This is a genomic window from Bacillus sp. SYZHCR11 (genome assembly GCF_057196865.1).
In genome coordinates this window covers 198,608-212,229 of record NZ_JBXUND010000005.1, presented here as the reverse complement: position 1 = coordinate 212,229, position 13,622 = coordinate 198,608, and the positions used below count along the sequence as shown (strand labels likewise).

The window sequence follows — 13,622 nt, the reverse complement described above, 5'->3', positions numbered from 1 at the left end:
TGGGGTGCACTTCATAACTCTTAGCCCTTGGGGTAAACACTGTATCAAGAAAAAGGGACGCCTATGATATATAAACCGATTGTTATAACATTTTAACGACATAAGTTGCAGCTACACTTAAGATATATATTTCTCTTTTAATGTAATATTAATTAAAGTATATTGGTTATACTTTAAACCTACCTATAAGCAATCTTGATAGAAATACTATTTCCACCTTTGGAATCATACGTTTTTGAATATAGCTAGTTGTGTTCTGAAATAACTTCCAAGGCATTTGTATGATAGCTATGCGGCAGGTGTAAAGCCCAAATTGTTAAACAGCCCCTGGCCGGGGCTTTTTCAAGAACAAATAACTTAGAAGTTACTCAAATGTTAATAGAGCCGACACATGCTTTAAAAATCAAACTTCAATAAAGGTCGCAAATATATGATATCTCAAAGGTGAGTTTGTCAACAATCGATTATCAAGAATTGGAATAAAGAATGTTTTTTGACAAGTCTTCCGGATCAATGTGATATGCTTTTAACCTTTGCTTTAAAAGTAATTTAAAATCTACATTTGTGACAAAATGGTCTTGAATTGCATCAGCGATTGCACTGCATCTATTCTCACCGAAACTTTGCTGTACGCCGTTTTTAACAATTGGTTCTTCAGCTGTGTATAAATTATAAGCAATCTTTTTGTAAAGCAGGGAACCTGGCATTTCTTTATTTGGATGTTCAACAACTATATCGGTTAATATTTTTTCAACCTTATCAGAATCCTCACTGCTATAAAAAACAATAGCATCATTTCTTGGGTAACTTGATGTGTTTGATAAAATCTTCCCTGAAAAACTTAATTTTTCTTTTACTAATTTTGTTATTGATTTACTCCAAACCGAAATGGCATAATTCGGATGATCAGCAGCTATATAGTGACGTTTAACAGACTGGCCGTGCCGCCCAGACTTAGTATGTACAAACATAAAGAAACCGGGAGTTAAGTTAGGACGAAAACATGGCAAACATACAGTACCCTCAGAATTAAGTTTACTATTTATTCTAACCGCATCCACTTCAACTAAAGAGACTTCCTTTATTTTAACATCTTTCGCAGGAACTAACAATGTAGGATCTTTCACACTGTTAGAAATCATATCATCTAAGTTAGAACTGTGATATCTTTCTATGTTATCCATCAATGATAAATTACCAGTATGCAATGTACAATATAACCATTGAACAAGTTGACTTTTGGGTTTCTTAAGTACTTCAGAATACTTTTCGCCCTTAATTATAATAGTATCCAGATCAGGCTTAAGGGAGATTAAATTATATAATTCATTAATCGTATTTGTATCGGTTTTCATCTTATTCACCTCTATCTTTTAAATCAGATCACTTAGTATCAAAAAGATCTTGCATGTATTCCGGATACAGAATAGCCTGTCTGCCAACTCCTAATATTGCTTTATCCATAGCCGATAAACGAAATGAAAATTTCGCTCTGCTCATAATACGCTCTATCACAAACCAGCCTATATTAATTACCAGCCTTTTTTTATCTACTTTGTAGCTAACTGTGTCTTGATAAGCCTTAAAAGCAGAATGCATAACGGATTCACAGTTGTCTAAATAAGTTTTACCTCTTTCGACAAAATCTTTATCAATCTCTTTCGGCTCAGAAGAATCCTGTATACTTGAAGAAAATGTTTTCAATAATGCCTCAAAGAAAATACAACCTATGAGTCCTGCTAAATCTCTTAATATATCACCGTAATGAAATTCTTCAAAATCTATTATCCATACTTTCTCACCATCATACAGAAATTGATCTAACCGTATATCCCCGTGACACATCCCCATCATATTTTCTTTGTCATTGTAATGATTAAATAAAGCATTAAGCAATTCATCATCATGTTGGAGAAGTGAAAAAAGCTCTAATTCTGCTCCTGTGCAGTTCGCATATTCTTCTATCTCTAAAGCTAAAACAGGTCTGTACCAGTTTTGTCTATGAATTTCACTTCCATTCTTTTCATCAGGAAGCAAATGTATTTTCGCCAATATAACGGCTGCTTTATTTACTAACTCATCCATGTTATCAACTGCTTCGGAAAGCAGACCTTGTAATGATTCAGCATTTTCAATCCACTCGTACTGAAGGGTAAAATCATTTGAATCTGAATTTGTTATTCTTAATGAATTAACATCAATCGCCCCTTCTAGCACTCTATCCCATTTTAGTAGGTTATTGTACCTTCTGAAAACATCCTCTTTTTGTCCAAGTAATTTTTTTTTAAAAAAATACTTATTATTATGAATCTCTTTATATGATACATTACGTCCACTTCCTATTAGTTCCATCTCTCACACCCTCATTTCTGATATATTAAGCATTCCAATGTTCGTAAGAAGTTTATTAGCGCATTCAAATATGTATAGTTCTTCAATTATTGTTAAAGGATATGTCCTATTCAGTGAAAAAACTAAAGATAATTCCCCTTCTTCAATATGACGAGTTGACCACAATGCTGATAATACTCCCGGAGCTGAACCACCTTTATATATTATGACAGGTGTTTGCTTTAGTTCATCCCAAGGCACCCAGTCGTTTTTGATAATTTTATTAACTAGTATCACTATCATTTCTAAAGGGATAAAGTAATCAAGACCTTTTACCCAAGCTACATTTTTAAGAGCCCTATCCCTCCATGTGGATTCCGGTGAATGATCGTAGCACCATGCATCTCCAAAGATTTCTTTTGTAGGGTTGATATTAAGATTGGAGAGTGTTATATGATTTTCAGAGGCTATATTTTTTAAAGAGTTCCTAATTCTGTCTTTTCCAATGACTCTCAGTAAAATATCCATTGCACTATTGTCTGAGACAAGCAGCATTAATGATAATAATTCCTTTATGCTGTAATGTTTTCCTACATCTTTTTCTGATAATCCTGCAGTAAGGACACTTAAGTCCTCGGAGAATATTTCTATTTTTGAATCTAAATCTATTACTTTTTCATTTACAGCTTCATAAACTGCATTTGTTATAGCAATCTTCACCAAAGAAGAAATTGCAAAGTTTTTCTGCTCTCCATTTACAAAGGACTCCTTTTCCCCATTATGAGAAAATATTATTTTAAATGAAGCATCTAATTTCAGGAAAGCATCCTTAAGAGATTTAACATTTGAAATATCTGGTGTATGAGGAATAATCAACATTTTATCCAGAAATCCATCGGAATCAGTTTTTAACTTTATTTCACCGCATATCTGTTGATCAGATATTTTTATTACATTATTCTTGTCGTCATAAGTGTATCGTACTGAACCTAATTTCAGGCCTTTAATAATGTCCGACAAAGCTCTTATTTCAGTTTCTTTTTTTATTGGAGATACCAGTTTCGCTGCATCCTGATACACACAATCCTTTTTATCATTTAACAAATATAGAAATTTCTTATAAATACTATACTCATTCATATGATCACCGCCTCATTTACTAAAATGTATGTAGTGTTTAACCTATGATTCTATTAATGAATTATAGGTTTGATTAACACTCTCTTTATCATTTTAACTAAGAAATTAAAAACTAACGGACCAACTCCATGATACAGAGTATGAAACTGAGACAGACAGAGAGAGCGAAGTACCAACATTACCTAGTTGATTTTCTTCGTTAGCACTTTTTTGAACTTCTACTGGAGAAGTATAAGCAGTATAGCCTGAAATTAAATTTTTCATAATGATTATCACCTCATAAATTATTTGAAAAAAAGATCAGTTTAAGATAAAATTGGTGGAAAAGATTCATATCATTAAAAACAAAAAATAACATTTAAGTAATAATGAGGCAGTGACATTTTTACTATAATATAGTTTGTGGAAAAAGACAAGCGAATTTCCATAAAATTATATTAAAGTTTCAAAGAGGGAATCCTACGGTTCTTGAGAGTCATAATACTGAAAAGGTACCAGGAAACCGAAAAAACCTTATTAGGACAGGCTTGGATCCTCTAAAATAAAAAAGACCGGCTCTATTTAGATCCAGTCTTCGAAATAATATTGGTTTTGAGAAAAAGCTTCGTTCATCCTTTTCCCATCCTTACACAACTTTGGCTCCGTCTTTTTAGCTGAGAGAACGAGAAAGTGTCAGAGAGACAAAGAGTTGTAAGATGGAGTTACAAATAAACTGCAGCAAACATAAATTCTTTTTAACATATATTAGACTTTTCCTCCCGAACCCCCATTTTCATACTTTTTCTGTTCAAAATTAGCTGTTTTCATTCGCTTATCTCACGTTTTTCCAAATCTTTTCATCAGTTAAAATAATGATCTTCGAGAAAAGACAGTCAGGACAAGGTCTGCACATGAAAAAGACCCGGAAATCGGTATTGTTTATTTTACCGAAATCCAGGACTTAATAGGTAAACTATTTTATGACTGGGAAATGTTCTTTTTAGTTAGACGATTTCAACACAAGCTTCGCCACAGCTTCCACATGGGCCGTCTGCGGAAACATATCAACAGGCTGAATATATTCGACGCGATAGTCTTTCGACAGCGCCTGCAAGTCTTTCGCCAGTGTGGAAGGATTGCAGGATACGTAGACGAAGCGTTTCGGTTTTACTTTTTTGATGGTATCTAAAAATGTTCTGTCACAGCCCGTTCGCGGCGGGTCGACGATGACCACGTCGGGACGGAAGCCTTCTTTCGTCCATTTCGGGAGCCAGTGTTCGGCTGTTCCCGTGACATATGCCGCGTTTTTGATGCCGTGTTTTTTGGCGTTTTTCTTCGCATCATCAATTGATTCTTTAATGACGTCCATGCCGCGGATCTCTTTTGCTCCGCTTGAAACCCACATGCCGATCGTACCGACGCCGCAATACGCGTCTACGACTTTTTCTTTTCCTGTCAGCTGAGCCGCTTGTTTCACTTCGTCATACAGCTTGACCGTCTGCTCAGGGTTGAGCTGGAAGAAGGCGCGGGCGCTCAGTTCAAATGACACGTCACCGAGCACTTCTTGAATGGCATGGCTTCCTGCCAGCGCTTTTGTTTTGTCACCGAAAATGACGGATGTGCGCGCGCCATTGACGTTTTGAATAATCGATTTCACTTCCGGCAGCCGGTTCTGAATGGCTTTGACGATCTCGTCTTTATTCGGCAGTGTCTCTTTCGCGGTGACAAGCACGACCTGCACTTCGCCTGTTTCAAAACCGACTCTCGTCACGATGGTGCGGACATCGCCTTTTTTGGTCCGTTCGTTATAAACGGATATGTTGTGTTTTTCCAAAATACGGCGGACGATACCCGTTGTTTTGTTTGTCGCCGGATGCTGGACAATGCATTCCTTAATCGGGACGATTTTATGGGAATCAAGTCCGTATAAGCCGGCAATGATGCTGCCGCTTTGCGAGCGTCCGACTTGGAACTGGCTTTTGTTCCGGTAATTCCAAGGGTTGTCCATTCCGATCGTATCTTTAATGTTCATTTCTTCGACATTGAATCTCGTATGACGTTCCAGAGACTGAATGACGATGTCGCGTTTTTCGCGAAGCTGCTGGGTGTATGCCAGATGCTGAAGCTGACAGCCGCCGCACTGGTCGTAGACCGGGCATGGCGGCGTGACGCGGTGTTCAGACGGCTTGCGGATTTTTTTGACGCGTGCTTCTGAAAATTTCGGCTGCACATTTGTCGCTTCGGCAACGACTTCTTCCCCGGGCAGAGCGCCGGGAACGAAGACAACTTTTTTCTTAAAATAGCCGACGCCCTCTCCGTTAATGCCGAGACGTTTGATGGTCAGCGGAAATGTCTGCCCGATTTTCAATTCGGTAGGCGCCTTTTTTTGATGTTGATTCACGTTTTTTTCTCTCCGTTTCTATATAAAGCCTTTCTCCTGGGAAAGCGGCTGATTTGAAATATCACATTTTTTCAGTATAACATGCAGCCGGCGGTTCCTTCATGTTTTTCACTGGAAGTTTCCAAAAAATGATCAAAGCGGTTTTTCATTCAATACTTCTCCACAAATACAAGGACGCATAGCTTAAATACGGCGCCCATTCGCTGCTTACCTGAAGCATCACGTCTTTTGACGGTTTATCCTCAAGGGCGAAGCGGCGTTTGATGGCATTTTGCAGGCCGATATCCGCCAAAGGAAACAGATTCGGGCGGCCAAGGCCGAACATGAGGACGTTTTGGACGGTCCACGGGCCGATGCCTCTGATGGTGATCAGCTTTTTCATAATGTCTTCATCCGATAAATGGGTAAGTTCCGCCAGATTGAGCGCTCCGTCTGCAATCATGCGTGAAATGTCAATCGCATATTCCGCTTTTCTCATGCTGAACTGGAGCTCCCGCAATTCCTGATACTCAAGCGCCGCGATCGTTTTCGGCTCGGGATAGCACCAGACGCCGTCTTTTTGTTCGCCGAAGGCATGGACGAACCGTTCCGTTAAGGTAAATGCGAAAGACAGGTTGAGCTGCTGGTGGATGATGCATTTCATGAGACAGTTGTAGACGTCATATTCCAAGACGAGCGGGGTTCCCGCATGCTCCTCAAAAAGCGCCGACAGATTTGTTTTTGAGAAATGATCAAGCACAGGCTGAAGCGGCTGTTCCCATTGAAAAATGTGTTTGATCCGTTCAATCATCTCCTCGCGGTCCGTTTCTCCGCTGACGAGGAAGACCGGGTCTGCGGCGGTGCCTTCCGCTTGAACCGTGATGACGGACAGTTTGCCGTCCCGTGTTCTGAGCGGCACTTTGATTGATCTTGCATGAAGATCGACCGCATTCAGCGGATCGAGCGACAGCCTCTCAAGGACTTTATCAAAATGATACGGCGGCGTGACCGAAACCGTTTCCTTCCACATATGCTCCACCCCTTTTTGTCCAAGTATATCATGAAGCGGGCGGGCGGCAATTCGTATACTTTTCTTCATAACGCCGCATGATATAATGGCAGGCGGAGGGTTGTTTATGATACATATAACCGCAATCACAACACATAATGAGATATTAGATAATATCCCCCTATCACGTACAGAACAACCGGACATCGCATGGTACTGGATCGATTTTTTCGGCGCTGAGATGCATGAAACCGAGCTGCTGCGGGATTATTTTCACTTTCATCCGCTTGCGATCGAGGATTGCTTTCAGCACATGCAGCGGCCGAAAATCGACCATTATGACGGCTACCGTTTTTATGTGCTCCACGCCTTGAACCCGGACACACTGGAAATGGAAGAGGTGGACATTTTTCAGTCCGACCGTTTCATCGTCAGCTTCCATTTGCACGAATCCCCCGGCGTCTCAAGGGTGAGAGAACGGTTTTTCGCTTCTCCGGGATTAGCCAAAAAAGGGCCGGGGCACATCACTTATATGATTATGGATCAGCTTGTCGATGAATATTTCCCCGTGCTGTACAAAATTGAAGACCGGCTGAATGAAATTGAAGACAGCAGAACACATAAATCTTACGGCACTTTAATGAATGAAGTGTTTGAATTGCGGACTGATCTTTTGAATCTGAGACGGACGATCATTCCGATGCGCGATTTAATGTACCGGATTTTGAGCCTTGACCATGTAAAAGAAAGCCGTGAAACGAAGGCGTATTTCAGCGATATTTATGACCATCTGTTAAAACTGGCCGAGCTGATCGAGTCAAACCGTGATATGACGTCAGATTTGCGGGACAGCTATGTGACGCTGAATTCAAACCGGATGAACGCCATTATGATGACATTAACCATCGTCTCGACCATTTTTATCCCGCTGACGTTCATCGCGGGGGTTTACGGCATGAATTTCGATAACATGCCTGAGCTTCATTGGAAATACGGGTATTTTATCGTTTTGGGCGTCATGGCCGTTCTTGTCGCCGCCATGCTGTTTTGGTTCGCCCGCAAAGGCTGGTTTAATATTTTCAAGTAAGAACGGCTGCCGGCTGTTCTTTTTTTTGAGAAAACATGATAGTCTGGAAAAAAACGTAAAGAGGTGTGCGCCGTTACCATCCTTTCTCATAAAATCATTTCTTCTGTCCTCCTGCTATTCAGTGTTATGTCCATTGCCCCGCTGTATAACGGCTGTACGGTGTCTGATTACATCTTTGAGTCGCTCGGCTTTTCTTCCTGGTCTGAAGACGGAGCCCATATCTCCGTCATTCCCGGGGTCGTCCTTTACTTTGCGGCGTTAATCTGGTGTGCCGCCGCGTTCAGGCGGACGCTTCCCGCGGCGGGGCTGTTTCTGATCTTTCTCAGTATGGGGGCCGCTTCCGGTATCAGTCCTGCCACCGAATATGCCGCTTTTTCCTTAAAACAGTTCGCGCCCGAAAAAGAGTCTGTCGAATATTTGAAGCACCGCAGCGAATGCAGTCATCTGATTGAGCGAAAAAGAGCGGGCATGAGCTGCACGCTTTATATCAATCATTACGGAAAAGGGGAACAAACCATTTCTGTCACGCCGGATTTATCAGAAAACATAAAGGACGTCACATTCAAATCAAAAACATTCACTGTAAAACCCCGTTCAAAAACAATCATCAAAACCCGATTTACCGGATTTTATAAGGGGACAGCCGCATCAGACTCCGGATGGTCTTCAGAACCGGAACTGAAAGTGGCAATCCTGTACACAGCAGATTAACCATTTTGCATGTATAATGGTGGAAAACTTTTCATTGGAGGGACTGTCAAATGAAGATTGCCATTGTCGGACTCGGCAATATGGGCCGCCCCATCGCCGAAAATATCATGAAAGCCGGATACAGCCTGACTGTATATAACCGGACGAAAGAAAAAGCGGCTGACCTGCTGGATAAAGGGGCCGAATATGCCGAAACGCCCCGCCAGGCAGCTGAACATGCGGACATTGTGCTTTCAATGCTGTCAGACGATGAAGCTGTAACAGGCGTGACGTTCGGAGCTTGCGGCATTATTGCCGGGTTATCTGAAAACGGCATTCATATTTCAATGAGCACGATCAGTACGGCGCTGTCAGAACAGCTTTCCGCCGCACATTCGGGCAGAGGGCAGTCCTTTATTGCCGCTCCCGTCCTCGGCCGCCCCGATGCCGCTGAGAAGGCCGAGCTTCGCATCATCACAGCCGGACCGGCAGAAGCGAAGAAAAAGGCCGAACCGCTGTTTAACATCCTGAGTCAGCAAGTATTTGATACGGGTGAAGAAACAAAAACGGCCAATGCCGCGAAAATCAGCGTCAATTTCTTGCTCGTTTCTATGCTGGAGGCGTTATCTGAATCATTCTTAATGATGGATAAGTTCGGTTTAGAACAAAAACAATTTCTAGAAATCGCCAACGCGCTCTTTGGCTCTCCCGTCTATCAAAATTACGGCACGATCATGGCTGAGGAGAAATTTGAGCCGGCCGGCTTCAAAATGTCTTTAGGGCTCAAGGATACCAATCTGGCGCTCGCCGCCGCTGAACAGGTTTCCGCAAAACTCCCTCTTGCCGAACTGGCGAAGAGCCATTTTGAAAGCGGGATCGCACAAGGCTTCGGAGATTTGGATTGGGCGGCATTGATTAAATGTATCAAATAACAAAACACCTCTCCATTACCAGGAGAGGTGTTTTCTACAGGCGCGGCAGCTTCATTTCTTTCTCAAACATCAGGTCATCAATGCTTTTAAACGTGTAGCCTTCTTTTTTCAAATCGGTAATGGCATCGTCCAGAGCTTCTGAATTGTCCTTTGAAACGGTGTGAAGAAGGTAGATCGCGCCGGGATGCGCCTGCTTTATCATGTGATCATAGGCGTATTGTTTTCCTTTTTGCTCGTTAACCTTCCAGTCGACAAATGCGACGGACCAGAAAACCGTTTGGTAGCCGAGACGCTTCGTTTCTTTGAGGACATATTCGCTGAATACGCCGCGCGGCGGACGGAGATACAGGTTGTCCCGCTTTCCGGTAATGTTGTACACAGCTTCCGTGACGGAATCGAGTTCGTCTTGAATCTGATCGCCCGTTTTTGTCGTCAGATCAGGATGATGAAAAGAATGATTGCCGATGATATGGCCTTCCTTTGACATCCGTTTAATCAAATCAGGCTGCTCTTTCACAAAATGACCCGTGACAAAAAAAGTGCCCGTGACGTGATGTTTTTTTAACACATCAAGCACTTTCGGGGTGTACCCATTTTCATATCCGTTATCAAACGTTAAATAGATGGTCTTTTCTTTCGTATTGCCCAAATAAAAGGCATCATATTTTTTGACCAGATTGTCCAGCTGTCTGCCGGCATCGGGCGGCTGATGATTGACGCTGCGTTTAAATCCCCAGTTTATCCGTTCATTCGGCACCGCTTCTGCGCTGTTGATGCCTCCTGCAAGTAAAACGGCCATGCAGCAAATTGAACAAAACCATTTCATGACCAGCACTCCTTCTGCATTTTTCCTTATTTTGCAGTAGGCCCTGCCCTTTTATACAGCCGCATTATGGAAAAAGAAAACCCCCGGCATCCGCCGGGGGTTATTCCCAATCTTTTTTAAAGCGTTCGTATTTTGCTTCCAGATCATCAAGCATGCCGATGAGCCGGTCTATATCTTCAACATCCGTTGATTCAGGGTCTAATGAATCAATGACATTCATAAACATATCGAGTCTGTTCTTCAGGTAATCGAGCTGCTGATCTTTGCTGTTTACTGCATTCCCCATACTTCCACTCCATTCATTTTTTATAATGGTAGCGTATTTTTTGGCGTTTTTCAATGGTTCCGCTACTTGCGATCTTGGCAGATCAGGTCTAAAATTAACAGTTGGCAGACGTTAGTATGCCCATTTATAAAGGAGTTAGATAGTCATGACACAAAACACAGCACTGCGTCCGATCACACCGGAGTACGATCCTTGGGAAGCGTACATGGATGTCGACCAGTATGGAGATATGAAACTGACGAACGTTGAATTCACAACGACGACTTTGTGCAATATGAGATGCGAGCACTGCGCCGTCGGGTACACGCTCCAGCCGAAAGACCCGGATGCGCTGCCGATCGACCTTTTATTAAAGCGGCTTGATGAAATTCCTCTGTTGCGCTCTATCAGCATTACGGGCGGCGAACCGATGCTTTCGCTGAAATCGGTAAAGGAATACGTCGTCCCGCTTTTGAAATATGCGCATGAACGAGGCGTGCGCACACAGATCAATTCAAACCTGACGCTTGATATCGGGCGCTACGAACGGATTATTCCTTATTTGGACGTTCTTCACATTTCCCACAACTGGGGAACGGTCGAGGACTTTGCCGACATCGGATTTGCGATGATGGAGAAGAAACCGACATTTGAACAGCGGGCGCGCTATTTTGACAAAATGATTGAAAACAGCCGCACGCTGGTCAAAGCAGGCGTAATGGTTTCAGCGGAAACGATGCTGAACAAGCGGACGCTGCCGCATATTGAACATATTCACCGGCAGATTACGGAAGAAATGAAATGCCAGCGGCACGAAGTCCATCCGATGTATCCGAGTGATTTCGCCAGCGCGCTTGAATCACTCAGCCTGAAGGACATGAGACAGGCCATTCATCATCTGCTCGACATTCGCGATGAAGAGACATGGATGCTGTTCGGCACGCTCCCGTTTTACGCATGCAGCCCTGATGAAGAAGACCAGAAGCTCCTCCGCCGCCTGCGGGAAGCGAAAAACGTTACGGTGCGAAACGACCCTGACGGCCGCTCCCGCCTGAATGTCAACATTTTTGACGGAAATATCATTGTCACGGATTTCGGCGATACACCGCCGCTCGGCAATATTAAAACAGACAGCCTTCCCGATGCATATGACAAGTGGAGACAGACGAAGCTGAGCAAAGAGCTGAACTGCCGCTGCACAAACGTCCGGTGCCTCGGACCGAACGTCCTTGTCAAAAACAGTTATTATCAGGACACGGATTTTTCATTACGAAAAGCCAGAGGTTAACAGAAGATGGAAACGACAATTACGGACATTTTGAAAAGCAAAGTGGTTGAGATCATCATCGTCGCTCTCGTGCTTTACGCCGGTGTTTTTCTGATCAACCGCTTTGTCCAGGTGTTATTTAAACGCATAGATTTCTTGGAGGAACGGAAAGGGAAAACGATTGAAAGCCTCGTCCGATCCATCACCCAGTATACGGCGACGATCGGTTTTATCTTTTACGTCATTTCGTTATTCGTTCATGATTTCGGCCGAATTTTAGCCGGGGCGGGTGTTGCCGGTATCGTCATCGGTTTCGGCGCCCAGTCGTTAATCAAGGACATATTGGCCGGTGTCTTTTTGATATACGAACGCCAGCTTCATAAAGGCGATTACGTGACAATTAACAATCTGTTCAACGGCACAGTCGAAGAAATCGGGCTCCGTTCCCTCCAGATCCGTGAGTGGACCGGCAAGCTGCTTACCATTTCAAACGGTGAGGTCAGACAGCTTCAAAACTATAATATTGATTTTATGCGGATTACCGAGTCCGTCGTGATCAGTTACAAGGAAGATCCCGAGCGGGTATATGCCGTCTTAGAAAAAGCCTGCGACATGCTCAATGATGAGCTTCGCGATTCACTGAAGCGGGATGAATTTCTTAATGCGGCGGAGCCGTTTCAAGTGCATGGAATCATGAGCCTGAACAAATTGACGAGAGGCATAGAATTTACCGTCAAAGGCATGGTTCAAGATAAAGAATACTTCTCGGCAAGCCTTGCGGTGAGACGCGTTCTTGCCCGGGAGCTGTACAACAACAATGTGCAATTGCTTGAGGAAATGTATCACACACAAAAAAGCTGATTCCCGAACCGGAATCAGCTTTTTTTAGTTATCTCGGCTGCGCTGTCATTTGAAAACCGAATGTGACGTGATCCTGAACCGGAATCCAAGCCCCGATTCCTTGCGAAGTCACATTTTTGACGACAAGTTTCCGCTTGCTGCCTTTCAGCACCAAATACACTTCACCGTATGTTACTTTTCCTTTTTCATTAACGGCCGGAGCGTAGGCGTGCAGGTAGCCGAGCCGCTGCGGAGAAATTTTGTAGGTTTGATCGCGTTTTGTGCCTGCGCCGATAACCGTTTCAAACGCGAGCGGCAGTTTTGTTTTCTTCATCGCTTTTTGCATCATCATACTTTTTACGTCTTCTGCGTTCGGCACTTTCGCTGTGAGCCCGCCTTTGATTTTGTACTGCTGTTCCTGGGCGTATGAGATAACCGCGGTTTGCTGTCCGCCCCGGTTATCCGCTCTGTTCGTATTGATTTTTTTATATTCCCAGTTGGCGACCGTTTCGTTCGATTGATAGCCGAGCGCCCATTTCCCGAGAAATATTGTCGCCCGGTAGCCGATGGCAAGCGGTGAACCGGAAACCGAGGATTCATTCAGCATTTTTATCAGATGCGGATTTTCGATGTTGATCTCGGATGTATCTAACAATTCCTTTGCCAGTTTGCTCGGCTGAAGCATCGGCTGGTCCTGTGAAGCATTCGGATACGTATTTTCCTTTGAAATGCTTACAACAGAGTTGGGAACCTTAAACGGTTTCTTTGCACCGGCAGACGGCATTGCGAAAAAACTAAAGGATAACAGCAGAATCAGTGTGGCATGAAACAGCTTTCTCATCATATCACTCTTTCTATAGCATTTTCCTTTAGTCT

General features: G+C 43.1%; 14 protein-coding genes. 5 read left to right on the top strand and 9 right to left on the bottom strand.

Going from position 1 to position 13,622, the window contains the following annotated elements; all coding sequences use genetic code 11:
* Nucleotides 1-467: 467 nt before the first annotated feature.
* The 6 genes from AC2CGA_RS17720 to AC2CGA_RS17695 form a co-directional block, all read right to left on the bottom strand.
* Nucleotides 468-1,355 carry a T3SS effector HopA1 family protein gene (locus tag AC2CGA_RS17720; RefSeq protein ID WP_014304632.1) on the bottom strand — a complete coding sequence of 296 codons (888 nt, stop codon included), beginning with the start codon at nucleotides 1,353-1,355 and terminating at the stop codon, nucleotides 468-470.
* 28 nt (nucleotides 1,356-1,383) lie between these two features.
* Nucleotides 1,384-2,352 (bottom strand): phosphotransferase, encoded by a 969-nt coding sequence (locus tag AC2CGA_RS17715; protein ID WP_014304631.1) that lies wholly within the window; start codon nucleotides 2,350-2,352, stop codon nucleotides 1,384-1,386.
* Between the two features lie 3 nt (nucleotides 2,353-2,355).
* On the bottom strand, nucleotides 2,356-3,471 hold the full coding sequence (locus AC2CGA_RS17710) for a serine hydrolase (RefSeq protein WP_014304630.1): 1,116 nt from the start codon (nucleotides 3,469-3,471) through the stop codon (nucleotides 2,356-2,358).
* A gap of 105 nt (nucleotides 3,472-3,576) precedes the next feature.
* Complete coding sequence (locus AC2CGA_RS17705; protein ID WP_198408421.1) at nucleotides 3,577-3,735, bottom strand: LxmA leader domain family RiPP; 159 nt, start codon at nucleotides 3,733-3,735, stop codon at nucleotides 3,577-3,579.
* Between the two features lie 715 nt (nucleotides 3,736-4,450).
* Nucleotides 4,451-5,851, bottom strand: coding sequence for a 23S rRNA (uracil(1939)-C(5))-methyltransferase RlmD (gene rlmD / locus AC2CGA_RS17700; protein WP_015388538.1), 1,401 nt, complete (start codon nucleotides 5,849-5,851; stop codon nucleotides 4,451-4,453).
* 145 nt (nucleotides 5,852-5,996) lie between these two features.
* The gene (locus tag AC2CGA_RS17695) at nucleotides 5,997-6,860 is read right to left on the bottom strand and encodes a DNA-3-methyladenine glycosylase family protein (RefSeq protein ID WP_015388539.1); all 864 of its coding nucleotides are present in this window, start codon (nucleotides 6,858-6,860) and stop codon (nucleotides 5,997-5,999) included.
* A 106-nt stretch (nucleotides 6,861-6,966) separates the two neighbouring features.
* Here AC2CGA_RS17695 and corA point away from each other — a divergent pair, with 106 nt between their 5' ends.
* The 3 genes from corA to AC2CGA_RS17680 all read left to right on the top strand — a co-directional run bounded on the left by corA (nucleotide 6,967) and on the right by AC2CGA_RS17680 (nucleotide 9,548).
* On the top strand, nucleotides 6,967-7,926 hold the full coding sequence (gene corA, locus AC2CGA_RS17690; protein WP_003155549.1) for a magnesium/cobalt transporter CorA: 960 nt from the start codon (nucleotides 6,967-6,969) through the stop codon (nucleotides 7,924-7,926).
* A gap of 63 nt (nucleotides 7,927-7,989) precedes the next feature.
* A complete protein-coding gene (locus tag AC2CGA_RS17685) occupies nucleotides 7,990-8,637 on the top strand; it encodes a hypothetical protein (RefSeq protein WP_041481845.1) in 648 nt (215 codons plus the stop codon).
* Nucleotides 8,638-8,687: 50 nt separating this feature from the next.
* A complete protein-coding gene (locus tag AC2CGA_RS17680; protein WP_014304626.1) occupies nucleotides 8,688-9,548 on the top strand; it encodes an NAD(P)-dependent oxidoreductase in 861 nt (286 codons plus the stop codon).
* 34 nt (nucleotides 9,549-9,582) lie between these two features.
* Here AC2CGA_RS17680 and pdaA read toward each other — a convergent pair whose 3' ends face one another.
* Together pdaA and AC2CGA_RS17670 are read right to left on the bottom strand one after the other, a co-directional pair.
* On the bottom strand, nucleotides 9,583-10,374 hold the full coding sequence (gene pdaA, locus AC2CGA_RS17675; RefSeq protein WP_003155556.1) for a delta-lactam-biosynthetic de-N-acetylase: 792 nt from the start codon (nucleotides 10,372-10,374) through the stop codon (nucleotides 9,583-9,585).
* A 100-nt stretch (nucleotides 10,375-10,474) separates the two neighbouring features.
* Entirely contained in the window at nucleotides 10,475-10,660 is a 186-nt protein-coding gene (locus AC2CGA_RS17670; RefSeq protein ID WP_003155558.1) for an SE1561 family protein, read from the bottom strand.
* Between the two features lie 145 nt (nucleotides 10,661-10,805).
* On the opposite strand from AC2CGA_RS17670, the gene yfkAB reads away from it, so the two are divergent.
* Nucleotides 10,806-11,927 carry a radical SAM/CxCxxxxC motif protein YfkAB gene (gene yfkAB / locus AC2CGA_RS17665; RefSeq protein ID WP_060658281.1) on the top strand — a complete coding sequence of 374 codons (1,122 nt, stop codon included), beginning with the start codon at nucleotides 10,806-10,808 and terminating at the stop codon, nucleotides 11,925-11,927.
* A gap of 6 nt (nucleotides 11,928-11,933) precedes the next feature.
* Nucleotides 11,934-12,767, top strand: coding sequence for a mechanosensitive ion channel family protein (locus AC2CGA_RS17660; protein WP_043866918.1), 834 nt, complete (start codon nucleotides 11,934-11,936; stop codon nucleotides 12,765-12,767).
* A gap of 28 nt (nucleotides 12,768-12,795) precedes the next feature.
* On the opposite strand, the gene AC2CGA_RS17655 is transcribed toward AC2CGA_RS17660, so the two are convergent.
* Entirely contained in the window at nucleotides 12,796-13,590 is a 795-nt protein-coding gene (locus AC2CGA_RS17655; protein WP_088005349.1) for a YfkD famly protein, read from the bottom strand.
* Nucleotides 13,591-13,622 lie beyond the last annotated feature (32 nt).

Excerpts from the sequence above, each read along its gene's own strand:
- AC2CGA_RS17720 (WP_014304632.1), bottom strand. The coding sequence starts at position 1,355 with ATGAAAACCGATACAAATACGATTAATGAATTATATAATTTAATCTCC.
- AC2CGA_RS17715 (WP_014304631.1), bottom strand. The coding sequence starts at position 2,352 with ATGGAACTAATAGGAAGTGGACGTAATGTATCATATAAAGAGATTCAT.
- AC2CGA_RS17710 (WP_014304630.1), bottom strand. The coding sequence starts at position 3,471 with ATGAATGAGTATAGTATTTATAAGAAATTTCTATATTTGTTAAATGAT.
- AC2CGA_RS17705 (WP_198408421.1), bottom strand. The coding sequence starts at position 3,735 with ATGAAAAATTTAATTTCAGGCTATACTGCTTATACTTCTCCAGTAGAA.
- AC2CGA_RS17695 (WP_015388539.1), bottom strand. The coding sequence starts at position 6,860 with ATGTGGAAGGAAACGGTTTCGGTCACGCCGCCGTATCATTTTGATAAA.
- corA (WP_003155549.1), top strand. The coding sequence starts at position 6,967 with ATGATACATATAACCGCAATCACAACACATAATGAGATATTAGATAAT.
- AC2CGA_RS17680 (WP_014304626.1), top strand. The coding sequence starts at position 8,688 with ATGAAGATTGCCATTGTCGGACTCGGCAATATGGGCCGCCCCATCGCC.
- pdaA (WP_003155556.1), bottom strand. The coding sequence starts at position 10,374 with ATGAAATGGTTTTGTTCAATTTGCTGCATGGCCGTTTTACTTGCAGGA.
- AC2CGA_RS17670 (WP_003155558.1), bottom strand. The coding sequence starts at position 10,660 with ATGGGGAATGCAGTAAACAGCAAAGATCAGCAGCTCGATTACCTGAAG.
- yfkAB (WP_060658281.1), top strand. The coding sequence starts at position 10,806 with ATGACACAAAACACAGCACTGCGTCCGATCACACCGGAGTACGATCCT.
- AC2CGA_RS17660 (WP_043866918.1), top strand. The coding sequence starts at position 11,934 with ATGGAAACGACAATTACGGACATTTTGAAAAGCAAAGTGGTTGAGATC.
- AC2CGA_RS17655 (WP_088005349.1), bottom strand. The coding sequence starts at position 13,590 with ATGATGAGAAAGCTGTTTCATGCCACACTGATTCTGCTGTTATCCTTT.